Origin of the sequence: Corynebacterium lubricantis DSM 45231 (assembly GCF_000379425.1) — a bacterium.
GTDB lineage: Bacteria > Actinomycetota > Actinomycetes > Mycobacteriales > Mycobacteriaceae > Corynebacterium > Corynebacterium lubricantis.
On record NZ_KB902183.1, the window covers coordinates 25,432 to 51,437 of the forward strand.

Here is a 26,006-nt window from a genome sequence, read left to right on the forward strand (position 1 = left end):
TTTTTCGTCAAGATTTATCCATTGTTCACTAGTTTTGTCGGAAACTATTGTCGGGAACTCCGGTGCCACGCCAGTGTAAAACCCGCTTCACCGGTGCAGGTCCGATAGCCTAGAGGTCATGAACTATGACCTCATTGTTGTTGGATCTGGCTTTTTCGGCCTAACGGTTGCGGAACAAGCCGCAAGTGAACTGGGTAAGCGAGTCTTGGTCGTCGAGAAGCGAGAGCACATTGGTGGCAATGCGTACTCAGAGGCGGAGCCAGAAACCGGCATCGAGGTGCACAAGTACGGTGCGCACCTGTTCCACACCTCGAACGACAGGGTCTGGGAATACGTCAACCGTTTCACCGACTTCACGGACTACCAGCACCGAGTGTTCGCAATGCACGACGGCACCGCCTACCAGTTCCCCATGGGACTCGGCCTGATCAACCAGTTCTTCGGCAAGTACTACACCCCTGACGAAGCACGCGCGCTGATCCAGGAGCAGACGGAGGGCATGGACCCCGCTGACGCGCAGAACCTGGAGGAGCGCGGCATTGCCTTGATTGGTAAGCCACTCTATGAGGCATTCGTGAAGCACTACACCGCGAAGCAGTGGCAAACCGATCCAACGGAGCTGCCGGCGTCGATCATCTCTCGTCTGCCTGTGCGCTACACCTTCAATAACCGCTACTTCAATGACAAGTATGAAGGCCTGCCGGTGAAGGGCTACACCGCATGGCTGGAAAACATGGCGTCATCGGATCTGATTGATGTCCAGCTGAACACGGACTGGTTCGATGTGCGCGATCAGTATGAAGGCGTTCCAGTCGTCTACACGGGCCCGGTCGACCGCTACTTTGACTATGCCGAAGGCCGCCTGGGCTGGCGCACTCTGGACTTCGACATGGAAGTTCTCCAGGATACCGGCGATTTCCAGGGCACTCCGGTGATGAACTACAACGACGCGGATGTGCCATACACCCGCATCCACGAGTTCCGTCACTTCCATCCGGAGCGTGACTACCCAACGGATAAGACTGTCATTGTGAAGGAATACTCCCGCTTCGCAGAAGACACCGACGAGGTCTACTACCCAATCAACACGCCAGAGGACCGCGAGAAGCTGCTCGCGTACCGCGAACGTGCTGCGCAGGAATCGCTGGAGAATAAGGTGCTCTTCGGTGGCCGCCTGGGAACCTACCAGTACCTAGATATGCATATGGCGATCGGCGCTGCACTGTCACTGTTCGACAATCACCTGCGTCCATATTTTGTGGACGGCGAGCCGATTAACCAGGAGCGCGGACACTAAAGAAATCTAGAGGTTCATTGAGAAGCTCGTTTCGAAGCTCTGCTGTACAGACTGAAACCCCACTGACCACTTGGTCAGTGGGGTTTAGCGATTCGCCAAGATGGCCAGCACGATTGCTACGCCGACAAAGATGAGGCCGACGATATTCGCCCACGTCCCACCAATGAAGAAGAAGACAACACCGATGAGGGCAAGGGCTGCAACGGACATCATGACCTTATTTGTCTGCATGCAGAGATTCTTTCATGGATTGTCGGGCGACACGGCGAGTGTGTGGAATAGATTAAGCAAAAACGACGCTTAAATGACTATAAGGTTAACTTAAAGTGAACGATGGGGATTGTCCCATTATTGGCATAAACCCGCTGGATACGGCGTTTTTCAAACAAAGATGCAGGTCAAGACTTGACGACAAGTTAAACAGGGGCTAAAGTTAACACTAGGTTAACAAATGAACGGTTGGTTAACTTAAAGGTAAACCGAAAGGAGGATCTGCAATGAGCGTCAAATCTTTTGTACAACGAGTCACCGGAAACACCGGCACACAGCTTTCAGACAAGGGCTTGAACTCGCGAGAAATTCGTGAGGAACAGCGTCGCGATGCGGAGCGCCTCAACGCTTGGATCGCTGCGGCTGCACAAATGCACCGCAACTGAGACCAATTTCTAAGACCGATTTCTGAGTCTGTACCTAATTCAACCGAATCAATGTCAAAGTCACCAGCCCCAATGGCAAAAGTGACACCCACCGCCGGAAACAAAAGTACGGCAACAACTTCATACACCCCACCAATTCATGGCAATGAAAACTCAATGAAAGGAGGCTGCCATGACCGCTCTAAATAATATCCGCAAGGACCTGTACGCACGATTTGCGTACGCACTTCCAACTACCACCATCGATCAAGTGCTCGATAACGCAGTGGAAACTCACTCGAAGACGGCAAAGGTACAGGATTTCGTTCCCGTACTGGCTGGTCGCGATGCATATGCAGAGCTGACGGCTTATGCAGCACCTGCACTGCGCATTGAGTTCGTCTCCCGTGAAAACCAGACCATGGCTCGCGCCGCAGCAGCAATCGCACGTCAGCTCACTGACCGCCGTGTTGTCGCATCCGTAGCCCCAGCACACCCAGAAAACTCCACCGACGAAATGCTCGAGTGGGTAATGGATGAGCGTGGACTGGTTGCACCTGCAGACATGCCTGCCGAAGGTCGCACTGTTCAAGCAGCAGACTTGGTCATCTACATCGGCGAAAACGAGGACCGCGACCGTCGCGGCCGTCGCTTCAAGGTGTGGGATGTTGAACGCACCGACGGCATGACCATGGACGAGGTTCGTGAGCTTGTCGACGATCTCACCGCACGCGTTTACGCTGGTGCAGCATCCCTCGGGATCGAAGTATCTCAGCCAGCTGTGGCCGCTAAGTAAGGCCGGTTGCTAACACAAGCTGAAAACTAAAAGAGCCGGGCCAGAACATTCAAAGTTCTGGCCCGGCTCTTTTGTGCGTGCAAGTGCCAAAAGTGTCTCCCGAAAGTGGCCGGTGGCGCGTGCCGTCACATCACTTGAGGGTAGGGAAGCACTACTCTAGAAGTTTGAAGAGTGTCCCCACACCGAAAGTGAGAAACGTGAACACAGTGCAAGCTGTCGATGTGCTCCAGCGCGTCCTCCTCCCCCGCAAGGGTGAACCGCACGACGTGCGGATGCTTTACCTCATCGAGGCCGAGCACAACAAAGAGCGCCTCACCTGGCCCGATCGCACCCAAGTCACGGTGCCGGCCGGGGCAGAGGTGTCTTTCCAAACGTATTTCAATGCCTTCCCGGCATCGTATTGGCGCCGGTGGTCGCAACTCGACCAGGTCATTTTGGCCATGGACCTTAAAGGCTCCGCGACCATCTCGGTCTACCGCTCGAAGCAAGACGGCACACGTATCTCCGTGACCAATCAGGTCGTTGAGGCAGATGCAGCGGGAAGTGCCCAGCGCGTGGAAATCCCACTGGCGCTGAAGAACTTCGAAGACGGCGGCTGGCTCTGGTTCGATGTCACCGCAGAAACTGACACAGTCATCTCTAATGCCGGCTGGTACTCCTCGCAGGAACCCGAAGCGCAGACCATGCCAGACGGCACAAAGGTCGGCCCGTTCGCAAAGGAAGTCGCCGTCGGCATTCCTACCTTCAACCGCCCCGCAGACGCTGTCAACGCCCTGCACACGCTTGCGGAAGATCCTGAGGTCCTTGCCGCCATCTCCGACGTGTTGATGCCTGACCAGGGCAATCAGCACCCGGCCGATGAACCGACATTTGAACAGGCAAAATCCGATCTCGGCGATCGCCTGCAGATCTTCCCGCAGGGCAACCTGGGCGGTTCCGGCGGTTACTCCCGCATCATGTACGAGGCACTCGGCCAGACCGATGCACCATACATTCTGTACATGGATGACGATATCGCGATTGAACCGGACTCCATCCTGCGCGCTGTCCAAGCTGCCCGCTACGCGGCAAGCCCGATCCTGGTCGGCGGCCAAATGCTCAACCTGCAGGATCGCTCCCAGTTGCGCACCTCCGGAGAGGCAGTGAACCCGCATGACTTTATGTGGGGCGCGGCACCTCACGCGGTCTACGACCACGACTTCGCGAAATACCCACTGGGATTCCTGGGTCGCCCCGAAGACGAGAAAAACCCAGACTCCATAAACTCCCGCGCGCTGCACCGCCGCGTCGACGTGGACTACAACGGCTGGTGGATGAACCTCTTCCCACGTGTTGTCGCAGAAAAGATGGGCCTGCCGCTGCCACTGTTTATTAAGTGGGACGACACCGAGTATGCGCTGCGCGCCAAGCAGGCAGGTTTCCCAACGGTGACCTGGCCCGGTGCCGCGATCTGGCACATGGCGTGGGCAGATAAAGATGACGCGATTGATTGGCAGGCATATTTCCACCTGCGCAACCGTCTCATCGTGGCATCGATGTACCACGAGGGCGATGTCGAGGGCATTTTGAAGTCCATGCTGAAGTCCACCTATAAGCACATCATGTGCATGGAATACTCCACGCTGGCCATCCAAATCGAGGCCATGAAGGACTTCCTCAAGGGCCCAGATCAGCTCTTCGACATCCTGGAGACCGCACTGCCACGCGTGAACAAACTGCGCCAGAACTACTCCGATGCAGTCATCATTGAGTCCGCCGCCGAACTTCCACCGGCCACGGGCGCGCCGGGCGTACCCACCCGCAACATCGGTGGACGTCTCGCCAAAATCAAGAAGATCCCATGGGCTGTCAAGGGATTGAAGCATCTCGTGCAGAAAGAGGACCGCGCCCACTGGGAAGCACCTCAGCTCAACCTCACACCAGACGAGGCACGCTGGTTCACGCTCTCGCGCGTCGATTCGGCAACCGTGTCCACCGCCGGTGGCACCGGTGTGGCCTTCCGCAAGCGCGACCGCGACCTCGCGAAAGAGCTTCTCGACGAGACCAAGTCGCTGCACAAGCAGATCAGCGAGAACTGGGACGACCTCAAGTCCAGCTACCGCGCCGCAAAACCACAATTGACTGCCCGCGAGAGCTGGAAGAAGGTATTTGATGAGCAGTAAAGAAGTTGACCTGCTGGTCAAAATTCAAGACGCGCTCTACGACGTTCCCGGTGTCGTGCCTGGCGCACGCACGCTGTCCCACTTCGGCGAGCACTCCCTGGGCTGGATGGGACTATCCGCGGCGGGGGCAATCGTCGATAAGCCTCGACAGCGCAAGTGGATCGCACTCGGTGCCGGTGCCTTTACGGCGCATGCCGCCTCCGTGGTGCTCAAGCGCATCGTGCGCCGCAAGCGCCCCAGCGATCCGCGCATCAAAATTGGAGTGGGAACGCCATCGAAGCTGTCATTCCCTTCATCACATGCGACGAGCACCACAGCCGCAATGGTGAGTTTGGCTGACATCACGGGCTCGAAGGTGCCGTATATTGGAATTCCTATTATGATGACCTCCCGCATGATTTTGGGAGTGCACTACCCGACGGACACCCTTGCTGGTGCTGTCCTGGGCGCGGCGTGCGCGCGTGCTGCGATTGAAATCGAGAGGAAAACGGCGTGAGCGAGCCACAAAACGAGCAAGTAGACGAGCCATTTTTGAAGTCGGAGCCTCACACCGAGGGCGTCGACTATAACCGTAAGAAGAAACCACCGAAGAACCTCCTTGATGCAATGATCAAGGGTCTGCGTCCGAAGCAGTGGGTCAAGAATGTCCTCGTTGTTGCGGCGCCATTGGCCGCCGGCGCGGAGGCTTTCAACTCCCGCACCCTGCTCGACGTGGCTCTTGCCTTCGTTGTGTTCTGTCTGGCGGCCTCCTCGATCTACCTGGTCAACGATGCACGCGACGTTGACTCTGACCGTGAGCACCCCACCAAGCGTTTCCGCCCGATCGCTTCGGGCATGCTGCCGATCAACCTGGCCTACGCCATGGCGGTCGTGCTAATTATCCTGGCGATCGGCCTGTCCTTCCTGGCCACCTCGGGAGCTGCGCTGGCCACAGTCGTCGGTGTCTACATCGCGCTGCAGCTGGGGTACTGCTTCGGCTGGAAGCACATCCCAGTCATTGACATCGCCCTAGTGTCCTCCGGCTTCATGCTGCGCGCAATGGCCGGTGGTGTGGCCGCCGGCATCGAGCTGTCGCAGTGGTTCTTGCTGGTCGCAGCTTTTGGTTCGCTGTTCATGGCCTCCGGTAAGCGCTACGCGGAGCTGTTGCTCTCGGAGCGCACGGGTGCCAAGATCCGCAAGGCGCTGCAGGGCTACACACCGACCTACCTGCGCTTTGTGTGGACTTTGGCTGCTACGGCCGTGGTGATGAGCTACGCGCTGTGGGCCTTCGAACTCGCCAGCGTGCCAGGTCCGGGTTCGCTCTGGTACCAGATTTCGCTGGTTCCATTCGTGATCGCGATCCTGCGCTACGCCGCGGACGTCGACCGTGGACACGGTGGCGCCCCCGACGAGATCGCCCTGAACGACCGCGTGTTGCAGCTTCTCGCCCTTGCTTGGCTCGCCTGCATTGTGATGGCGGTCTACGTCATCCCCGCAGTGGCATAATGCTTGATACGTAACCCGCTGATGTAGCATCACTTCCATGACGAAAAACGCCCGCATTTCCCTGATTGTCTCCGCAATCATCGCGGGCTTTTTTGCATTTTATGGCGGCTGGCAGCGCCGCTGGATGAGCGACGACGGACTCATCGTCCTGCGCACCGTGCGCAATCTTCTCGCCGGAAACGGCCCCGTCTTTAACGCCGGCGAGCGCGTCGAAGCCAATACCTCCACGTTGTGGCAGTACATGATCGCAGCCGTCGCGTGGGTCACTGATGGCCGGCTCGAGACGATTGCCATGTGGCTCGCATTAGGCTTGACGACGATTGCAGCTGTGGTTGCCGTGCTGGCCAGCGGGAAGTACTACGGCGGAATCGTCGCACCGTTTGGAATTTTGATCTACTTCGCGCTGCCACCAGCCCGCGATTTCTCGACTTCTGGTTTGGAGTGGGGCCTGTCGCTGGCGTGGATCGCCGTGTGGTGGGCCTTGCTGGTGAGCTGGGCGAAACCAGGGGGCAAGCGGGCCCAACTGCCAGTGGGATACTGGTTAGCTTTCTGGTCCGGTCTGTCGTGGTTGGTCCGTCCGGAGTTGGCGCTCTACGGTGGCCTGACCGGCATCGTGTTGCTGGCGGCGACGCGTGGGAATTGGAAGCAGATCCTCGGGATCCTGGCTGCCGCGCTGCCACTGCCCGCCGCATACCAAATTTTCCGCATGGGCTATTACGGTCTACTCACACCACATACGGCGGTAGCAAAGTCGGCGTCCGATTCGGAATGGGGCGCAGGCTTTGGCTACGCCTGGGACCTCCTTGCTCCCTATGCGCTCTACCTGCCACTGATTGCAGCAGTGGGCCTGGCGATCTGGCTGGGGAAGTCCACCCACGGCCGCGAGCGCACCATCGTGGCTCTGGTCTACGTTGTCGCGGCGTTGCACGTCCTTTATATCCTGCGCGTCGGCGGCGACTTCATGCACGGCAGGATGTGGCTGCTTCCGCTGTTCGCATTCTTGCTGCCGCTGATGGTGGTCCCGCTTAATAAAGTCACCGGTGCGATTATCGCGGCGGTGGCCGTCTGGGCCAGCGTGATTGTTGTCCGCGCTCACCCCATCGATTGGGAAGAATTCGAGACAGAAGAACTCACTATTGTCGACGAGCGCGAATTCTGGTCGAACGCCACGTTGTCCGAGCCTGGTCACCCACCGCAGTATGCGGAAGATTTCCTCCCGGCCAAGGTGCTCAGCCCGGACTGGCATACACGTCTTGATCAGGCGCGTGAGCAGAACTCCGCGCAGATGATTTTGATTAGCTTGCAGCAGGAACCCGAGGAGCGCTACTCCTGGGCGCTACTGCCACGCACGACTGCGGAGACCGACCTGAAGGCGCAACCCACCACGCTGTATCTGATCAACCTGGGAATGACCAGTATGAATGCTGATCTCGACGTGCGGGTGCTCGACACCGTCGGGCTCTCCACCCCACTTGCCGCCAGGATGCCGCGCAATCCCGACGGTCGCATCGGACACGATAAGCATCTGCCACTGGAATGGCAGGTTGCCGATACCGCGGTGGACCTCGATCAGCTGCCGTCGTGGATCGATGAGACTGAAGCGAAGCAGGCTCGTGCTGCCTTGCGCTCTCCGGAGATTGCAGAGCTGCTTGCAACCTCACGGGAACCTATGAGTTTTGAGCGTTTCTGGAAAAATATTAAATTTTCTTTAACTGATGGTCGAACCTTGGAGATTTCTGACAACGCACTAAACTACCTGGATATGGAAACAAAAGAAAAAATTAATGCGGGAGAAGACCCCGGATTAGCGGGAAATCAAATTGCCTGGTTGGACCGATAGATAATAAATTGGTAACGTGCAGGTAACAATCGGCGATATTTCAACGAAAGCCAAAGAATTCCGAAGCATTTCGAGGAGAAACATGTCCGTAATTACTGTCGCGCGGCGCCGCATCGTTGCACTTATTGCAGCTATCGCGACTGCTGTTTCGCTCATGGTAGTCGGCGCTGCATCCGCAGACGCTGCCAACCGTGACGGGCTTCGCGCAGACGCAACCGGAACCTGTGAATGGGACCCAGTAAAATACTGGGTCCAGCGCTGTGACGTATGGTCACAGGCAACTGGTAGCAATATTACCGTGCAGATCCAGCCAGCAAAGAACGGCGGCAACGCTGGTCTTTACCTGCTTGACGGCCTGCGCGCTACCGATCGCACCAACGCTTGGCTTTACGATGTCAATGCGGCAAAGACCTACGTCAACGACAACATCACCTTGGTCATGCCAATCGGTGGTGCAGGCTCCTTCTACGCTGACTGGGATGCTCCTGCAACCTATGACGTGAACAACCCTGTGAACTACCAGTGGGAAACCTTCCTCACCTCGGAGCTTCCTGCATACCTGCAGCGCAACTTTGGCGTCAGCCCAACCAATAACTCCATCGCGGGTCTGTCTATGGGCGGCACCGCCGCACTGAACCTGGCTGCGAAGCACCCAGCACAGTTCCGTCAGGCACTGTCATACTCTGGTTACCTCACCACCACATTGCCAGGTGCCCAGACCATCCTGCGCTTCGCGCTGCTGGATGCCGGCGGGTTCAACCTCAACGCTATGTACGGTTCGCTGATCTCTCCTCGTCGCTTCGAAAACGATCCGTTCCTGAACATGGGCGGTCTGCGTGGCAAGGATGTCTACGTCTCCGCAGGTACCGGTAGTCCATCTCGCGCCGATGCAAACGTCAAGCCTGAGCACCAGGCATCCGGCGCTGCGCTCGAGGTCTTGGCTAACGCTTCCACTCGCCTGTGGGCTCTGAAGGCACACGCTGAAGGCGTCGGCCCAACCGAGAACTACCCACCGTTCGGTCTACACAACTGGAACCAGTTCGGTTACCAGCTGGAGCAAACCCGTCCACGCGTTCTGAACACCATGAACGCCTGGGGCTGGTAATCCCTAGCTCGGAATAGCTGCAAATTCTCGCCGTGCACGAAAGTGCACGGCGAGTTTTGTTGTTTTTGGGAAAAGCGAGTATGAAGAACTTCAAGAAGGTTACGACGATTCGGAGTGTCGCCTCACAAAGTCTAAAGTTGAACTTAAACTTGAGGCGATACTTACCGACTAGTACCGCTAACGCAAAAACCAATGCACTATCGCGGACAAGGCGTCTGCCTGGGGGAGGGGAACCCTCAGGAAACGCCGATAGAGCAGTGGTTTGCTTGTGTCCATTCGACGTATTCAAGGACAGGAATTCATGCGCAAAATTCGTTTCCCCCGCCTAGCTCGCCGACGCACTCTAGCAGCGGCAGTTGCGATTCCAACGGCGCTGGCAATGGGTATTTCCATTATGCCTGCCAACGCCCAGTCGAGCTCCGGCTCTAGCCTCTCGGATCACATCCGACCTTCGGATCCGCCACAGCGCACTCCGATCGAAACTGATTACAAGCCCATCATTGAAGGACTCCCCGAGGGAGTCTCTGTCGATCGCATCGAATGGCTGACCAACCGTCGCGTCGCGGTGTTCATTCAGTCCGCAGCGATGCCGGATGAACTGATCCAGGTCCAAATCCTCTTGGCGCGTGACTGGCACTCCAACCCCGAGAAGGACTTCCCAGAAGTCTGGGCACTCGACGGTTTGCGCGCGCGTGAGGACGAGAGCGGCTGGACCATTGAGACCAACATCGAGCAGTTCTACGCCGACAAGAACGTCAACGTGATCATGCCAGTTGGTGGCGAGTCCTCCTTCTACTCGGATTGGCAGCAGCCAGACAATGGCAAGCACTACATGTGGGAGACCTTCCTGACTCAGGAACTCGTCCCAATCTTGGATAACGAGTTCCGCTCGAGCCAGCGTCGCGCTGTGGTGGGCCTGTCCATGGGTGGCACCGCCGCAATGAACCTAGCAGAGCGTAACCCAGGAATGTTCGACTTCGTCGGCTCCTTCTCCGGCTACTTGGACACCACTACTCCGGGCATGCCGGAGGCGATTTCTGCCGCTCAGATGGATGCTGGTGGTTACAACTCGCGCGCAATGTGGGGCGAGTACAACTCTCAGGATTGGATCGACCACGATCCGAAGCTTGGCGTTGACGCACTCAAGGACACCGTGGTTTACGTCTCCGCGGGTAACGGGCGCGAGGACCTAGCAGACACCGGCCCGACAATGGACTGGGCAAACAACCCAGCAGGCGTCGGCCTCGAGGTCATCTCACGCATGTCCACCAATACCTTCGAGAAATACGCACGGGACGCTGGCATCGATATCATCACGCGCTACCGACCATCCGGTGTGCACTCTTGGGGCTACTGGCAGTTCGAGATGGCGCAGGCCTGGCCGGAAATCGCGAACGCACTGGAGCTTCCTGAGGAAGACCGCGGTGCTGAATGTGCACCAACTGGTGACATCGCTAAGGCCACGGAAAGTGGCATTATCGGCGAGTGCCTGAACAATGAGTACGACGTGGCCGATGGCGCGGGCAAGGCACAGGACTTCCGTAACGGTACCGCGTTCTGGTCGCCGGAGACCGGTGCTCAACCACTCTTCGGCTCGATCTTGGCCCGCTACAATGAGCTCGGCGGACCTTCCGGCTGGCTGGGCTTCCCGCAGACCGGTGAGACCAAGACACCTGACGGGAAGGGCCGCTACGTTCACTTCGAAAACGGCTCCATCTACTGGACCGCATCCACGGGCGCATGGGCCATCCCGGGCGACATGTTCAAGGCGTGGGGCGAGAACGAGTACGAGCGCGGCGATCTGCGCTACCCAACCGGCGAAGCCGTGAAGATCGGCGATGGTTACGTCCAGCCTTTCCAAGGCGGCTTCCTCACCCGCAACCCGGATAACTCACACAATGTTGTCCACGGCGCGATTGCCACGAAGTATGGCGAAATCAATACCGCGCGCTCGGATCTGGGCTACCCAACCTCGAACGAGATCTCCATCCAGGGCGGCGCATTCCAGCAGTTTGAGAACGGCAATATCTACTGGTCGGACAAGACTGGTGCGCACGTCATTTACTACGGTGGCATCTTCGACAAGTGGGGTGAATCTCGCTGGGAGCAGGGCCCATACGGATTCCCAACGTCCGATATGGAAAACATCCCAGCAGGTGGCCTGAAGATCGATTTCGAGAATGGCTCCATGACCGAGACCAACGGGCAGGTTAGGGAGAATAGGAACTAGACCGTGCGAAAACTACTACTTGGAGCTCTTGCCGTAGCAACCAGCGTGTCGCTGGCGGCGTGCGGTGGAGCAACTGTCGATAGCGAGGATGTGACCACGCCGGTCGCGCCCCCGACATCGTCTTCCGCAGAATCCTCCACAGAGACGTCTGCATCTTCATCGGAGACCACCACTTCTCAAAGTTCCACCACTGCTAAGCCCCCGGCACCCGCCTCGGACCAACCGGAGGACATCGGTGCACGAGAGGTGGAGGAAGTGCCAGAACAATCGGTGCAATATTCACCGGAAGAACAGGCATTTCTCGACGAAGTCACAGCCAGTGACGTTAATGTCGACTCCGTTCAAGACCAATTGATTGGTACCGCCCAGACTATTTGTGGGGGCGATACCGTCACGCGTGATGCGGTAGCGGGTCAACTCATCGAGCAAGGTCGCACCGACCTGACTCATGCGGAGCTTACAAAGCTTCTCGACGATTCCGCGCACGCGAACCTGTGTTAAAGGAGCACGCACCTTATGCGCCGTAAACCCGTGCGTAAATCCATTATCGTCACTGCAGTCATTGTGATTATTGCCCTCATTGGTTTGAGTACATACCAGTACTTCACCACCAATGAGCGCACTCCACGCAGCCCCGATGGGGGAGGACAGGCGGCACCTCCACCGGAGCAACCGGACTGGTGTCCTGCCGTGGAATTCATCTCGGCACCTGGCACGTGGGAATCGTCGCAAAGCGATGATCCGATCAACCCGCAAGCAAACAAGCGCAGCTTCATGTTGTCGATCACGCAGCCACTGCAGCAGGAGTACACGCCGGATCACGTCAAGGTGTGGACGCTGCCGTACACGGCGCAATTCCAGTCCATTCAGTCGCGCGAAGAGATGACCTACGACGATTCTCGTAACGAGGGCACGGCAACGCTCAACGCTGAGCTGAGTTACATGAATGAGACGTGCCCGAACACGCAATTTATCCTTTCCGGTTTCTCCCAAGGTGCTGTCATTGTCGGCGACATTGCTTCGGAGATCGGGCAGGGCAGAGGCGTGATCCCGGCGGACAAGGTGATCGGTGCGGCGATGATCGCGGATGGTCGGCGCGAAAACGGGGTAGGAATCAATCCTGGAAACGATCTCGGCGGAGTCGGTGCCGAGATTGCTCTTGCACCTGTTGAGGGATTGGTGCAACCGATCGTGCCGGGGGCGTCCATGCGCGGTGCGCGCGATGGTGGATTCGGTGCGCTGCAAGACCGCGCCTATCAAATCTGTGCGCCTAACGACTCGATCTGTGACGCACCGTATGATGTGGGCAACGCACTCGGACGTGCACAGGAATTGGTCGAGGCGAACGGGTTGCATGCCCGGTACGCATCAAACCCGAACGTGATTCCGGATACGACCGCTAACCAGTGGGTTGTTGACTGGGCGCGCCAAGCGATTAACAATATTTAATCTTTGCTTACTGCTGTAACATTTCTGTTACTTAGTTTGGATAATGTAAGAAGTATTGTTTTCTGTAAAAAAGAAGTCGTTAATTACGAAAAGGAACCACATGGATCTTTCCAAGCTCATTGCCAATTTCTTCGATGAGAACGGCAACATCAAACTTGCCCCACAGCTCACCCTGGCCGGCATGGCAGAAATGATGTACATGGGTGACCTGCAGCTCGGCGGTGGCGAGCGTCATTGCCTGCGTTTCTGGGATTACTCGGAGAACCGTGACGGTACTCCGGTGGACTTCAACCGTACGGAGATCAATACCCGCATTAAGGCAGTTGCGGCTCGCCTGCAGCAGGTAGGCAAGATGGGCGATCGTGTAGCTATCTTGGCAGGCAACTCCCCTGAGTACATCTTCGCTTTCGTTGGCGCACTGTACGCGGGCCAGGTGCCGGTGCCACTGTACGATCCGGAAGAACCAGGCCACGGCGATCACTTAAAGTCGGTGTTGGCAGATGCAACCGTGAAGACTGTTTTGACGAACACGACCTCTGCGGGCACCGTGCGCGAATACTTCTCGGAACTGCCATCGCGTGAGCGTCCCCGCGTCGTCGCGGTGGACTCCCTGCCAGACACACTGGCACAGTCCTACGTCAATCCTTCGGCTACGCCAGAAGGCCAGATGGCTGCGATGATGCAGACCAGCATGCCGATTGATTCTTCCGCATTCTTGCAGTACACCTCGGGTTCCACCCGCAACCCAGCGGGTGTGGAGCTGACCAACCGCTCCATCTTGACCAACGTGCTGCAGATCTACACCGGCGCTCAGCTGAAAATGCCATTGCGCCTGTCCACCTGGCTGCCACTGCACCACGACATGGGCATCATCTTGACCCTGTTCGTCGTGATCCTAGGCCTTGAGTTTGAACTGATGGCTCCGCGCGACTTCGTGCAGCAGCCAAAGCGCTGGATTGACCAGCTGAACAAGCGCGAGGACGACGACGAGAAGAACATCTACGCCGTGGTACCAAACTTCGCCCTCGAGCTGGCGTCTCGTTACGGCAAGCCGGCCGACGGCGAAACCCTGGACCTCTCCCGCGTGGACGGCATCATCATCGGTTCCGAGCCAGTTATGGAATCGGCAGTCGAGTCCTTTGCCGCCGTCTTCGAGCCTTATGGCCTTGACCGCAAGGTCCTGCGTCCTTCCTACGGCCTGGCCGAGGCATCGCTGCTCCTTTCCACCCCGCAAACCGAAGAGCGCCCAGTCTTCGCCAAGTTCGACCGCGAACAGTTGGCAGCAGGTAAGGCAGTCAAGTCCGAGGACGGCGTTTCCTTCGCCTCCAACGGCCAACCTGTGTCCAACCTCTTCTTCACCATCGTTGACCCAGAGACCAAGGCGGAGCTCGCCGACGGCGAGATCGGTGAGCTGTGGGCACACGGTGAGAACATGGCTGTGGGCTACCTTGGTCGCGAGGAAGAATCGAAGGAGACCTTCGAGAACAGCATCGGCGAGCTGCTGAGCGAGACCCGTGTTCCTGATGCCCCTACCGATGGCTGGTTGGCCACCGGTGACTTGGGCACCATCCTCGACGGTCAGCTCTACATCACCGGTCGTCTCAAGGATCTCGTGGTCATCGCTGGCCGCAACCACTACCCGCAGGACATCGAGGCCACTGTCACCGAGGCTTCCGAGCACGTCCGCCCAGACTCCGTGGCAGCGTTCGCTGTCGCCGGTGACGATGTGGAGAAGCTGGTTCTGTTCGTTGAGCGTGCCGACGATGTCAGCGCCGACGGCGACGCAGCAGCCGATGAAGAAATTCGCGCTGCCGTGACCAAGGTGCATGGCATTTCCCCCGATGTAGTGCGCTTCTGCGCCCCTGGCGAGATTGCTCGCTCTTCTTCCGGCAAGATCGCGCGTCGCGTCAACCAGAAAAACTACTTGGCCGAGTAAGTAGTCAGTAAGTAGTCAGTGAATGAGGGGGGATCCGAGCTTGTGAGCTCGGGTTTCCTCTTTTTACGTGCCCTTCTGCGTGCAGCGGTGGATAACTTTTTGCATTTCACCTGTTAAGTGTGTGGCAAAACTTCCTCATGGTGAAACAAAGTGCAACAATGAAACGATATGCTGGTAGGCTTCATTGACTTTGTTGGCGAATTAGGCTGACAGCATGGCCGCAGACGGAAGGATCGGGTAAGCGTAAATGACTGAAAGCGCAAGCACTCACAATATGACTGAGGAAGAACTTTCCCAGTGGATGTTGAACTGGGTGTCACAGGCAACTGAAGTGCCCCTAGAAGAGCTTGATACAGATAAGCCTTTAGAATCTTTCGGCCTTGCCTCGCGCGATGCAGTAGTCCTGTCTGGCGAGCTAGAGAACCTGCTCGGCCGCCAGCTGGACCCGACAATTGCGTATGAGTACCCAACCATCGCCGGTTTGGCGAAGCACCTGATCCAGGGAGAAACCAAGGTTTCAGGTGAGCGCAAGCGCACCTACTCTGCGCCTCAGTCCAGCACCCCGGGCACCCATGACGTGGCCATCGTTGGCCGAGCGGGCCGTTTCCCACAGGCGGACAATGTCGATGAGTTTTGGAGCATGCTCGTCGAAGGCCGCGGTGCTACCGGTCCGCTGCCCGAAGGTCGCTGGGCGGAATACTCCAGCGACCCAGTCATGGCCGCGAAGATGAAGCAGCAAAACACCACTGGTGGTTACTTCGACGACATTTCTACGTTCGACAACGAGTTTTTCGGGTTGTCTCCTCTGGAGGCCACCAATATGGATCCGCAGCAGCGCATCATGCTGGAGCTGACCTGGGAGGCATTGGAAGACGCACACCTGCCTGCGAACCAGCTGCGTGGCGAGTCCGTCGGCGTGTTCGTGGGTTCCTCGAATAATGACTACGGCATGTTGGTCACCTCGGATTCTTCCGAGGCGCACCCCTACGCCCTGACCGGCACCGCCAGCTCGATTATCCCGAACCGTATTTCCTATGCGTTCGACTTCCGTGGCCCCTCCATGAATGTGGACACGGCATGTTCTTCTTCGCTCGTGGCGGTGCACCACGCTGTGCGCGCGTTGCGTGACGGCGAGGCCGAAGTGGCTGTCGCCGGTGGCGTCAACGTGCTGGCCAACCCCTTCGTGTCCACCGCCTTCGGTGAACTCGGCGTGATCAGCCCAACGGGCGCAATCCACGCCTTTTCCGACGACGCCGACGGTTTCGTCCGCGCGGACGCGGCAGGTGTGGTGATTTTGAAGCGTGTCGACGACGCACTGCGCGACGGCGACAACATTCTTGCTGTGATCAAGGGCTCGGCGACGAACTCGGACGGTCACTCCAACGGCCTGACCGCCCCGAACCCGGACGCCCAGGTGGACGTATTGCGCCGCGCGTATGCGGATGCCGGCGTGGATCCATCTGAGGTCGACTACGTTGAGGCGCACGGTACGGGCACCATCTTGGGTGACCCCATCGAGGCATCGGCATTGGGAGAGGTCCTCGGCGAGGGACGCGAACCCAAGCACCCCACGCTTCTGGGGTCGGCGAAGTCCAACATTGGACACTCGGAGTCCGCTGCAGGTGTTGTTGCCCTGATCAAGGTGCTTGAATCCTTCGAGCACGACACCCTGCCGCCAAGCATCAACTTCTCCGAGCCGAATCACTTCATTGACTTCGACAAGGAACGCCTCGAGATTGTCGAGGATGCCCGCGAGTGGCCGAAGTACTCGGGTCGTCGCATCGCGGGTGTGTCCGGCTTCGGTTTCGGTGGCACGAACGCCCACCTGGTTGTCGCAGACTTCGATTCCGCAGAATACGACGTGGACGCCACCCACGCTCCGGCGCAGCTTTTCGACGATGAAAACCCCAACGCCGTAGCTTTGCCAGTCAGTGGCCTGCTGCCTTCTCGTCGTAAAGCGGCCGCCGCAACCTTGGCTGACTTCCTTGAGCCGCTTGCCGACGAGGAGCTTGTCCCTGTCGCGCGCTCGCTGGCGAAGCACAACCATGGTCGCTCCCGTGCGGTCGTGCAGACTAATTCCGTCGAAGACGCGGTCAAGCGCCTGCGCCAGATCGCCGACGGCAAGGTGTCGGTGGGTATCACCGCGGCGGACTCGCCAAATACCGCCGGTCCTGTCTTTGTGTACTCGGGCTTCGGCTCGCAGCACCGCAAGATGGCGAAGAAGCTGGTACAGGTCTCGCCATTCTTCAAATCGCGTATCGAAGAGCTCGACCAGGTCGTTGACTTTGAGGCTGGTTGGTCGATGATGGAACTCATCCTCGACGACGAGCAGACCTATGATACGAACACGGCACAGGTCACCATCACCGCGATCCAGATCGCGCTGACCGACCTGCTCGCAGAGATTGGCGTGAAGCCGGCTGCAGTCTCCGCGATGTCCATGGGTGAGATCGCTGCTGGATACGCATCCGGCGGTATCTCTGACCGCGACGCCATGCTGATTGCGTGCCACCGCGCGCGCCTGATGGGCGAGGGCGAAGCGATGGTCACAGGCACCGATCAGGAAGGTGCGATGGCGGTCGTGGAATTCGGCCGCGACGCGCTGGCTGAGTTCGTCGACGCTCATGAAGAAGCCGCGGGCATCGAACCCGCCGTGTACGCAGGTCCAGGCATGACCACCGTGGGTGGCCCGGCTGCATCCGTGGACTTCCTCGTGGAAACCCTCGAAGCAGAGGGCAAGTTCGCCCGAAAGATGAAGGTCAAGGGCGCCGGTCATACCTCGGCGCTGGACCCGATCATGGGCGATCTCGCCTTCGAGATCTCCGGTATTGAGGCGAAGCCGCTGCAAATTCCGCTGTTCTCCTCCGTGGATCGCGGCGTGACCCACTTGCCTGGCGAGGTTGTCCACACCGACGATTACTTCCTGCGCATGACGCGCCAGCCGGTGTACTTCCAGGACGCCACCGAGCAGGCATTCGCCGCAGGCCACACGATTTTGGTGGAGGTCTGCCCGAACCCTGTTGCCATGATGGGCATGATGAACACCGCGTTCTCTGTGGGCAAGCCTGACGCGCAGCTGCTGTTCACGCTCAAGCGCAAGGTCGATGAGGTGGAATCCCTGCGTGATCTGGCTGTCAAGATGTATGTTGCAGGCCAGGACGTGGATTTCACCGCGTTCTACGGCGATGGTCCCCTCCTTGCTACGCCACACACGACTTTCGAGGACACCAAGTATTGGACGGCCGCTCGCCCAAGCGCGGGTGGAACAGGCGAGCTTCCTGGCGCGCGCGTGAACCTGCCAGACGGCAAGACCGCCTTCGGCGCACAAGCCGACCAGGTCTTTAGCCCGCATCAATTGATCGAGGCGGCGGCCGAGATCGTCGCCCCAGGCTCGAAGATCATCGCTACGGAGGAGCGCGGATCGCTGCCATCCAACGGTGAGGTGACCACGCTCGTCGAATCCTCCTTGGGTGGTTTGACCATCAAGGTGTGGGCAGCTGACCAACTGGTCGCAGAAGGCTTTGCGACGACGCTTGCGCTCGACACGCCTTCCACAGTCCCAGGAGTGTCTGAATACACCCAGGTAGAGGCCTCTTCTGAGTCGAAGGCGCCATCCTTTACCGATATCGACGTCGAGCAGGTCCGCTGGGATCCCACAAGCGGAGAATCGGTGGAGGACCGTCTGCGTTCGATCGTCGGCGAATCCATGGGCTACGACGTGGATGACCTTCCGCTGGAGCTGCCCCTGATTGATCTGGGCTTGGATTCGCTCATGGGCATGCGCATCAAGAACCGTGTGGAGAACGATTTCCAGATCCCACCGCTCAACGTCCAGGTCCTGCGTGATGCTTCCGTTGCGGATGTGATCACCATGGTCGAAGATGCCGTCGCAGGTGTTGCAGCCGAGCCTGCTGAACCAGCTGAAACTGTTGAAGCCGCAGGATCGGACGCTGACTCAGACGCACCCGTCCAGGGTGTTGGTGTTGCCCCACGCGATGCTTCCGAGCGCATGGTCTTCGGCGCCTGGGCAAAGTACACCGGCGCAGCGGCCGCAGGCGTGACCTCGGCGCTGCCTGAGATCACCGAGGAGCAGGCGTGTAATATCGCTGCGCACCTCACGGAGCGCTCCGGGATTTCCATCACCGGCACTGAAGTCAGCGACGCCGAGACGCTGGAGCCGCTGGCCAACCGCGTCCGTGAAGGCCTCGAGACCGAGGTCGAGGGCAACATCCGCGTGCTGCGCGAGCGCACCTCGGACGAGGCTCCGAGCGTGTTTATGTTCCACCCGGCAGGCGGCACCACCGTCGTGTACGAGCCGTTGACTCGTCGTCTAGCGGACAACGTGCCCGTCTACGGCGTCGAACGCCTCGAGGGCTCGCTGGAGGACCGCGCCGCGGCCTACATCGACGACATTGTGCGTCTCTCGGCCGGCAAGCCGGTCGTGCTCGGCGGTTGGTCCTTCGGCGGCGCGCTCGCCTACGAGGTTGCGCACCAGCTCCAGGACACGGACGTCGAGGTTGCGTTCATTTCGCTGTTGGACACAACCCAACCTGCCGAGCCGATCCCGGACACCATGGAGGAGACGAAGGCTCGCTGGCAGCGCTACGCTGACTTCGCGGCCGACACCTACGGTCTCGAGTTCGACGTGCCTTTCGAGCTGCTGGAAACCGCTGGCGAGGAAGCCCTGATGGGCATGCTGGAGCATGTCTTGGCTACAACCGATGCGTCCGCGCACGGCCTGTCCGCAGGTGTGCTCGAGCACCAGCGCGCGAGCTTCGTGGACAACCAGATTCTGGGCAAGATCGACTTCGCACGCTGGGCTGGCGTGGATGTTCCCGTCCTGCTGTTCCGCTCCGAGCGGATGCACGACGGCGCGATTACCCTAGAACCGCGTTACGCCCACGTCGCCGAGGACGGCAACTGGGGCCAGATCGTTTCGGATTTGACCATCGTGCAGTGCCCGGGCGATCACTTGGCCATGCCGGATGAACCGGTGATCGGCATCGTCGGCAAGCATATGAATGAGTGGATTGAGAGGTACAGCTAAGTTGAATACCGCTGAGAAGCTCGCTGACCTGCGAGCTCGCCTGGAAACGGCGAAGGACCCGGGCTCCGAGCGCTCCCGCAAGAGGCGCGACGACGCCGGGCAGACCACCCCGCGCGAGCGCATCAACGCATTGCTTGACGACGATTCCTTTGTGGAAATCGGCGCCCTGGGCAAAACCCCCGGCGACAAAGACGCCGTGTATTCCGATGGTGTGGTGACCGGTTATGGTCGTATCGACGGCCGTCCCGTGGTGGTCTACGCGCACGACAAGACCGTGTACGGCGGTTCCGTTGGCGTGACCTTTGGCAAGAAGGTCGTCGAGGTCATGGAGCTGGGCATTAAGGTCGGTTGCCCGATCATTGGTATCCAGGATTCCGGTGGTGCGCGTATTCAGGACGCCGTGACTTCGCTGGCGATGTACTCCGAGATTGCGCGTCGTCAGCTGCCGCAGTCCGGTCGCGCGCCTCAGATCTCCATCATGTTGGGTAAGTCCGCCGGTGGCGCTGTGTATGCGCCGGTGACCACCGACTTCGTGGTTGCCGTGGAAGACCAGTCGGAAATGTATGTCACCGGCCCTGCCGTGATCCGCGAGGTCACCGGCGAGGACGTCACCTCCGAAGAGCTCGGCGGCGCCCGCCAGCAGGAGCTCAACGGCAACGTCCAGGCCGTGGTCGGCTCCGAGGACGAGGCCTTTGAGTTCGTGCGTGACCTGCTGGGCTACCTGCCTACCTCGACGTTTGATGAGGGCCCAGAAGTGTGGGCGCCTAGCGATGAAGACTTAGACGATGCGGCTCTCGACGAGTTCATGCCCGACGATACGAACGCCGGCTACGACATGATGGACCTGCTGGTCCAACTCGGCGACGACGAGGATCTTGTCGAGATCCAGGAAAACTACGCGCCCAACCTGATCTGTGCGTTCGGCCGGATCGACGGGAAGTCCGTCGGCTTCGTAGCGAATAACCCGATGCATTTCGCCGGCTGTATCGACGCGGATGCCGCCGACAAGGGTGCACGTTTCATTCGCACCTGCGACGCGTACAACATCCCGATTGTTTTCGTCGTGGATACGCCGGGCTACCTGCCAGGTGTTGATCAAGAAAAAGTCGGTTTGATCCACCGCGGTGCGAAACTCGCTTTCGCGCTCGTGGAGGCCACCGTGCCGAAGGTGACGCTTATCGTGCGTAAGGCATACGGTGGCGCCTATGCGGTGATGGGTTCGAAGAACCTGACCGGAGACATCAACCTGGCGTGGCCGACCGGCCAGATTGCCGTGATGGGCTCCGCGGCCGCCGTTGTGATGATCCAGGGCAAGCAGCTGGCCCAGATCGAGGATCCGGATCAGCGAGCGTATATGAAGAAGGTGTTCATGGATTTCTACGAAGAAAACATGACAAGCCCGTACGTCGCCGCCGAGCGGGGGTATATCGATGCGATGATCGAACCCTCGCAGACGCGAATTGCCCTGCGTAAGGCGTTGCGGCAGTTGGAGACGAAGGACGAGAAGGACCTTCCGAAGAAGCACACCATCTCCCCGCTGTAACAACTGTAAGATGGCCACCGATAATAATTTTGACATTAATCGACTTGTAAGGAGCATGCTTTTATGCTGAGCAGCATCATGGACATCGTTGTTGAGATCGCAAACTACCTCGTCTGGCTCGGGGTCTCCCTGGGTGCCTCCAACCCACTGGAGTACATGGGCTCCTAAGTGGGCACTAGAATTTTCTCGCTAGACTAGCGGCACGAAACGGAACTGCCCGTGGGTAGACACCGTCGCGTGTCCGTAGACGTCTAGGCACAAGCGATGCATGGTCCCGGCGACGGGAATGACCATGGTTCCTCCCGGTGCGAGCTGTTTGACCAGCTCCGCCGGGATTTCTTTTGCCTCGGCCGAGACCAAAATACGATCGAAGGGGCTTTCCTCAGCAAGCCCGAGCTTTCTCCTGTGCGCCTGACGGATCTCGGCAGATTTCGCCCCGGATGCCTTGAGGTTGTTTTGCCCCATGCGCACCAAGTCGGGGACGAGCTCGACTCCCCACACATAGCCCTTCTCGCCGACCAATTCGGACAGCAGGGCCGTGGTCCAACCAGAGCCAGAGCCGACATCGAGGACCTTATTTCCTGGGCGAGGGCCCAGGAGCATCAACATGATTTCAACCGTCGTGGGTTGGGAGTTGGTTTGGTCGTGTCCGATTGCGAGCGGGGCATCGATGTGTGCGTGCTCTGCGTATTCGGGAGGGAGGAAATCTGCCCGCGGTACGGCGAGCATGGCTTGTTCGATGCGCTCCATATCCCGATGCTACAGAGTTTCACCACAGGAAAGTAGCCCCTAAGCGTTCGCCTTTGTATTCTTGCGCTGGGTTAATGCGTAGATGCCGCGCCAGCCCAGCATCAAAAGGGCAGACATGATGGTGGCCACCAGAATGAATGACCAGTGCGGAATTGCCGCGTTGCGGATGCCCCAGATAGCCAGGCCGACGACAACAGTAATCAACCAAATCCACACGCCACGACCACCGCGGGTGACTAACCAACCAATTACCAAGCCCAGGGCAAACGGCCACAGCGTGGACAGGACTCCGCCGAAGTTGAAGGGCATGTCCGCGGATTGGTGGGCCATGCGAGCGAGGACCGCAAAGACGATGATTGCAATGAGGTCGGCGACAAAAGCGGTGGTTTTATTCACGTCAGTTACCCTACCCCTCTTCTTCTTCTTCGGTGTGTGCGGCGCGCCCTCTCCCAAGCATGTAGCCCTTGCCGGAGTACTTCACCAGGAAAATAATCCAGCCGATGATCGTGATCAGGCCGAAGGAGATGATGCGGTAGATAACGGTGGCGGCGGTAGCGTCGACAAGCGTCATGCCTGAAGCTACGAGCGCGCCTGCCGTGAGTGCCTCGACGGTGCCCACACCGCCTGGCGTGACTTGCGCGATGCCTGCAAGCTTCGCCATGACATAGGCAAGCGCGATGCCCATGATGGTGGTGTGGTTGTGGCTCGCCGAGATACCGGGAGGGCTGCCAAGGACCGCCCACACCGTGAAGAACAACGTCAACGCGTCGAGGAGACGGTTGAGCAATGAGGCCACGGAGGCGCCGAAAAACGCCTGCGGAGTCATGTGCACCGTGGCGAGCTGATCAATGATTTGCATGGACTTGCCGCGAATTTTCTGCGGCAGCCTTGCGGCCCACCTCTTCAAGATCGCGGGGTGCGTGGTGGCCCAGTAGACCGCCCAGATCACCAAGACGGTGAGCACGAGCGTAACAATGAGCGAGGTCAGCGACAGATCAGCTCCGAGGAAAAGCACTGCTCCGATACCAATGAGGACGAGCCACATGGTCGAAATCACCGAGGACACCACGAAGAACCAACCACACAGCGCCACGGAGGCACCCCAGGATCGCTGCACCCGGAAGGTCAACCAGCCGGAAAACGCGGCCCCGCCGGGCAGGGAAGTGGACCACGCATTGGAAGCCAAGGTGATGTCCGTGGTTTCCTTCAACGAGACCTGCAGATCGTCGTCCGAGTTAATCAGCAGGCGCATCACTTCAGACATCGCCACCAGGGCCAACACCGCCGAGATGACGGCGAATACGAGTGGGACTGGGTGTGCCTCGAGCAGGGTGAAGAAAGCTTCGCCAAGAAATGGCAGCTCATCGCGGAATGCCACGAGCAGCACGATCAGTACTACTAGTGGTGCGAGCCAGTTGATCCATTTCTTGAGCGTTGGGTTCACTGTTGCTGCTCGAGACGCTTCTTCAGCTCGCTAAACGGAATCAGTTGACTATCTTCCGAGGTAGTCACACCCGAACGTGCGTGCGCCGGGGCGAGCACGGTGTCGTCGATACGCGTTTCGCTTAACGACGACCCACTGGTCTGTGGCTGGGACTCGCCCTCGCCGATGCGGTAGTAGATCTTCTTGACCCACTGCGGTGCCCACCAATTGTCCTCGCGGAGCTCGTGCATGACGGCGGGGACAAGCAAGAGGCGAATCAGGGTGGCGTCGAGCGCGAGAGAGAAGATCATGCCGAAGGCGATGTACTTCATCATCACGATTTCCGAGAGCGCGAAGGCCGCGGCCACCACGATCATGATCAACGCGGCAGCTGTAATGATGCCGCCGGTGTGGGCCGTGCCGTACTTGATGGCCTGATCCGTGGTGGCGCCCTTGTCGCGCGCCTCCACGATGCGGGAGACGAGGAAGACCTCGTAGTCCGTGGAGAGACCGTAGAGAATCGCGATGATGAGAACGAGAACGGGGCTCATCAACGGGCCGGGAGTGAAGTTGAACAAACCTGCACCCACACCGTCGACGAAGACGAGGGTGAGGAAGCCCAGCGTCGCACCGATGCCCAACACGTTCATGATGACGGCCTTGATCGGCAAGATGAGGGAGCCGAAGAGGAAGGACATCAAAATGAACGTGGCCAACACCATGTAGAGGGCCATCCATGGCAACTTCTCGAGGAGCGCTTCGATGGATTCGACCTCCATCGCCGGTGTGCCCGAGATGTAGAGGTTCACACCCTCTGGGGCCTCGATCTCACGGAGTTGGTCGATGACGTACTGGCCGTTGTTTCGGTCAGCCAGACCCGCGGACAACACGGTGGTGCCATCGACTGTGGAGGTAGCCGGCGCGAGCGGGCTGGCCAGACCATCAATTTCACGGGTCTGCATCACAACGTCTACGAGCTGATCGTTTGTGGCGTCGGTGACCACAAGCTTGATGGGGTCGGTGCGGAATTGCGGAAAGACCTCGTTGAACTCGTCTTGAGTCTGGCGAGTTTCGTTCGACGGTGGCAGATAGCTCTCGTTAATGCCGCCGAATTGAATACCAGCGACCGGGACGGTCAGCAGGATCAAGCCACCTGCGACGACCACGATGGTCTTTTTGGAATGCTTCATGGCCCACGCCGGGATCTTGTACCAGATCGTGTCTTCGATCTTGCGGCCCTTGCGGGAGGTGCGCCTCACCGACCACTTATCAATGTTGGGCCCCAACATGCCGAACACAGCGGGGAGCACGGTGACCGAAATGATCGCGGCAAGCAGGACCGCACTGATGGCACCGTAGGCGACAGACTTCAAGAAGGCCTGCGGGAACATGATCAGGCCAGAAAGCGCCACGCCCACCATCAAGGCGGAAAAGAACACCGTTTTGCCGGCCGTGGCGGTGGTGACTGCCACGGCTTCTTCCACACCGGTGCCTTTGTCCATCTCCTCGCGGAATCTGGAGACCATAAAGAGGCCGTAGTCGATGGCAAGGCCGAGACCCAGCAGCGTGATCACCGACTGGGAGAAGATATTGACCTGCAGGTAGTTCGCCAGGATGGCGAGGATCGACAGGGATCCAATGATCGACAAAATACCCACGATCAGTGGCATCGCAGCAGCTACCACGCCACCAAACACGAACAGCAAGATGATGGCGACAAGAATGACACCTAAGACTTCGGCGCGGGCGATGTCGTTGGCCATGCCATCATCGAGTGCGTCGGCGATGGCGGTGGCGCCTGCGACCTCCAAGGTGGCGCCGGCGGGCAACTCGATGGACTTCGCGGCATCTTCAAGCGTGCGGAAATCCTTGAGCGTTTGCTCCCCGTCGCCGGCGAGACCGATAGCGGCGAAGGCGTACTGACCATCGTCGGAAATCTGCTGCTGATTCGGGGACGCGAAATAGCTGGTGACAGAATCTATCTGCTCGCTATAGTCACGCTCGAGGCCCTGAATGGCCGAGTTTGCTGCATTGAAGACTTCCGGGTCGGTGACCTGCTGGCCGTCTGCGGCCTTCACCACCAAAATCACATCGCCGGAGTTATCGCGGCCAAAGGTTTCCTGTTCGATCACCGCGGCGGCGGTCGACTCGGCCCCGGGATCTTCCCAGCCTTCCTGGCTCATGCGTTCGCCCAATTTGGTGCCGAACAAGAAATGCATCGCCAGGATAATGATGACGACTACCAGCGGGATGATCCGTCGGTGACGGTAGGCAAAATGTCCCCACCTGTAAAACATACGGGTCCTCC

The 26,006-nt window shown here is 58.8% G+C and carries 19 protein-coding genes; 14 read left to right on the top strand and 5 right to left on the bottom strand.

Features of this window, described 5'->3' with window-relative positions; all coding sequences use genetic code 11:
- The first annotated feature begins 118 nt into the window (after positions 1–118).
- Entirely contained in the window at positions 119–1,297 is a 1,179-nt protein-coding gene (gene glf, locus A37O_RS0102575; RefSeq protein ID WP_018295930.1) for a UDP-galactopyranose mutase, read from the top strand.
- An 84-nt stretch (positions 1,298–1,381) separates the two neighbouring features.
- On the opposite strand, the gene A37O_RS16385 is transcribed toward glf, so the two are convergent.
- Positions 1,382–1,528 carry a hypothetical protein gene (locus A37O_RS16385; protein ID WP_018295931.1) on the bottom strand — a complete coding sequence of 49 codons (147 nt, stop codon included), beginning with the start codon at positions 1,526–1,528 and terminating at the stop codon, positions 1,382–1,384.
- A gap of 266 nt (positions 1,529–1,794) precedes the next feature.
- Here A37O_RS16385 and A37O_RS16630 point away from each other — a divergent pair, with 266 nt between their 5' ends.
- The 13 genes from A37O_RS16630 to A37O_RS0102645 all read left to right on the top strand — a co-directional run bounded on the left by A37O_RS16630 (position 1,795) and on the right by A37O_RS0102645 (position 21,525).
- Positions 1,795–1,953, top strand: coding sequence for a hypothetical protein (locus A37O_RS16630; RefSeq protein WP_018295932.1), 159 nt, complete (start codon positions 1,795–1,797; stop codon positions 1,951–1,953).
- A gap of 172 nt (positions 1,954–2,125) precedes the next feature.
- Positions 2,126–2,728, top strand: a complete 603-nt coding sequence (locus A37O_RS15775; protein WP_018295933.1) for a three-helix bundle dimerization domain-containing protein — start codon at positions 2,126–2,128, stop codon at positions 2,726–2,728.
- 197 nt (positions 2,729–2,925) lie between these two features.
- Positions 2,926–4,890 (top strand): glycosyltransferase, encoded by a 1,965-nt coding sequence (locus A37O_RS0102595; RefSeq protein WP_026196070.1) that lies wholly within the window; start codon positions 2,926–2,928, stop codon positions 4,888–4,890.
- Positions 4,880–5,386 (top strand): phosphatase PAP2 family protein, encoded by a 507-nt coding sequence (locus tag A37O_RS0102600; RefSeq protein ID WP_018295935.1) that lies wholly within the window; start codon positions 4,880–4,882, stop codon positions 5,384–5,386. The genes A37O_RS0102595 and A37O_RS0102600 overlap by 11 nt, the downstream gene beginning before the upstream one ends.
- Positions 5,383–6,375, top strand: coding sequence for a decaprenyl-phosphate phosphoribosyltransferase (locus tag A37O_RS0102605; protein ID WP_018295936.1), 993 nt, complete (start codon positions 5,383–5,385; stop codon positions 6,373–6,375). Before A37O_RS0102600 ends, A37O_RS0102605 begins: the two co-directional genes overlap by 4 nt.
- A gap of 37 nt (positions 6,376–6,412) precedes the next feature.
- On the top strand, positions 6,413–8,215 hold the full coding sequence (locus A37O_RS0102610; protein WP_018295937.1) for an arabinofuranosyltransferase AftB family protein: 1,803 nt from the start codon (positions 6,413–6,415) through the stop codon (positions 8,213–8,215).
- An 82-nt stretch (positions 8,216–8,297) separates the two neighbouring features.
- Positions 8,298–9,320, top strand: coding sequence for an alpha/beta hydrolase (locus A37O_RS0102615; protein ID WP_018295938.1), 1,023 nt, complete (start codon positions 8,298–8,300; stop codon positions 9,318–9,320).
- Between the two features lie 301 nt (positions 9,321–9,621).
- Positions 9,622–11,550, top strand: coding sequence for an alpha/beta hydrolase-fold protein (locus A37O_RS0102620; RefSeq protein ID WP_018295939.1), 1,929 nt, complete (start codon positions 9,622–9,624; stop codon positions 11,548–11,550).
- A gap of 3 nt (positions 11,551–11,553) precedes the next feature.
- A complete protein-coding gene (locus A37O_RS0102625; RefSeq protein WP_026196071.1) occupies positions 11,554–12,051 on the top strand; it encodes a hypothetical protein in 498 nt (165 codons plus the stop codon).
- Between the two features lie 15 nt (positions 12,052–12,066).
- Complete coding sequence (locus tag A37O_RS0102630; RefSeq protein ID WP_018295941.1) at positions 12,067–12,999, top strand: cutinase family protein; 933 nt, start codon at positions 12,067–12,069, stop codon at positions 12,997–12,999.
- A gap of 100 nt (positions 13,000–13,099) precedes the next feature.
- Positions 13,100–14,935: a FadD32-like long-chain-fatty-acid--AMP ligase gene (locus tag A37O_RS0102635; protein ID WP_018295942.1), complete on the top strand. Its 1,836-nt coding sequence runs from the start codon at positions 13,100–13,102 to the stop codon at positions 14,933–14,935.
- Between the two features lie 247 nt (positions 14,936–15,182).
- Entirely contained in the window at positions 15,183–19,982 is a 4,800-nt protein-coding gene (pks13, locus tag A37O_RS0102640; protein ID WP_018295943.1) for a polyketide synthase Pks13, read from the top strand.
- A complete protein-coding gene (locus tag A37O_RS0102645) occupies positions 19,957–21,525 on the top strand; it encodes an acyl-CoA carboxylase subunit beta (protein WP_033377691.1) in 1,569 nt (522 codons plus the stop codon). The genes pks13 and A37O_RS0102645 overlap by 26 nt, the downstream gene beginning before the upstream one ends.
- A gap of 189 nt (positions 21,526–21,714) precedes the next feature.
- Here A37O_RS0102645 and A37O_RS0102655 read toward each other — a convergent pair whose 3' ends face one another.
- From A37O_RS0102655 to A37O_RS0102670, 4 genes are read right to left on the bottom strand one after another with little or no spacing between them, the layout of a single operon-like run.
- Positions 21,715–22,275 (bottom strand): protein-L-isoaspartate O-methyltransferase family protein, encoded by a 561-nt coding sequence (locus tag A37O_RS0102655; protein WP_018295946.1) that lies wholly within the window; start codon positions 22,273–22,275, stop codon positions 21,715–21,717.
- A gap of 39 nt (positions 22,276–22,314) precedes the next feature.
- On the bottom strand, positions 22,315–22,671 hold the full coding sequence (locus A37O_RS0102660) for a DUF3054 domain-containing protein (protein ID WP_018295947.1): 357 nt from the start codon (positions 22,669–22,671) through the stop codon (positions 22,315–22,317).
- 10 nt (positions 22,672–22,681) lie between these two features.
- On the bottom strand, positions 22,682–23,719 hold the full coding sequence (locus tag A37O_RS0102665; protein ID WP_018295948.1) for a lysylphosphatidylglycerol synthase transmembrane domain-containing protein: 1,038 nt from the start codon (positions 23,717–23,719) through the stop codon (positions 22,682–22,684).
- A complete protein-coding gene (locus A37O_RS0102670) occupies positions 23,716–25,995 on the bottom strand; it encodes an MMPL family transporter (protein ID WP_018295949.1) in 2,280 nt (759 codons plus the stop codon). Before A37O_RS0102670 ends, A37O_RS0102665 begins: the two co-directional genes overlap by 4 nt.
- Positions 25,996–26,006 lie beyond the last annotated feature (11 nt).

Excerpts from the sequence above, each read along its gene's own strand:
- glf (WP_018295930.1), top strand. The coding sequence starts at position 119 with ATGAACTATGACCTCATTGTTGTTGGATCTGGCTTTTTCGGCCTAACG.
- A37O_RS16385 (WP_018295931.1), bottom strand. The coding sequence starts at position 1,528 with ATGCAGACAAATAAGGTCATGATGTCCGTTGCAGCCCTTGCCCTCATC.
- A37O_RS16630 (WP_018295932.1), top strand. The coding sequence starts at position 1,795 with ATGAGCGTCAAATCTTTTGTACAACGAGTCACCGGAAACACCGGCACA.
- A37O_RS15775 (WP_018295933.1), top strand. The coding sequence starts at position 2,126 with ATGACCGCTCTAAATAATATCCGCAAGGACCTGTACGCACGATTTGCG.
- A37O_RS0102600 (WP_018295935.1), top strand. The coding sequence starts at position 4,880 with ATGAGCAGTAAAGAAGTTGACCTGCTGGTCAAAATTCAAGACGCGCTC.
- A37O_RS0102610 (WP_018295937.1), top strand. The coding sequence starts at position 6,413 with ATGACGAAAAACGCCCGCATTTCCCTGATTGTCTCCGCAATCATCGCG.
- A37O_RS0102615 (WP_018295938.1), top strand. The coding sequence starts at position 8,298 with ATGTCCGTAATTACTGTCGCGCGGCGCCGCATCGTTGCACTTATTGCA.
- A37O_RS0102620 (WP_018295939.1), top strand. The coding sequence starts at position 9,622 with ATGCGCAAAATTCGTTTCCCCCGCCTAGCTCGCCGACGCACTCTAGCA.
- A37O_RS0102630 (WP_018295941.1), top strand. The coding sequence starts at position 12,067 with ATGCGCCGTAAACCCGTGCGTAAATCCATTATCGTCACTGCAGTCATT.
- A37O_RS0102635 (WP_018295942.1), top strand. The coding sequence starts at position 13,100 with ATGGATCTTTCCAAGCTCATTGCCAATTTCTTCGATGAGAACGGCAAC.
- pks13 (WP_018295943.1), top strand. The coding sequence starts at position 15,183 with ATGACTGAAAGCGCAAGCACTCACAATATGACTGAGGAAGAACTTTCC.
- A37O_RS0102645 (WP_033377691.1), top strand. The coding sequence starts at position 19,957 with ATGAGTGGATTGAGAGGTACAGCTAAGTTGAATACCGCTGAGAAGCTC.
- A37O_RS0102655 (WP_018295946.1), bottom strand. The coding sequence starts at position 22,275 with ATGGAGCGCATCGAACAAGCCATGCTCGCCGTACCGCGGGCAGATTTC.
- A37O_RS0102670 (WP_018295949.1), bottom strand. The coding sequence starts at position 25,995 with ATGTTTTACAGGTGGGGACATTTTGCCTACCGTCACCGACGGATCATC.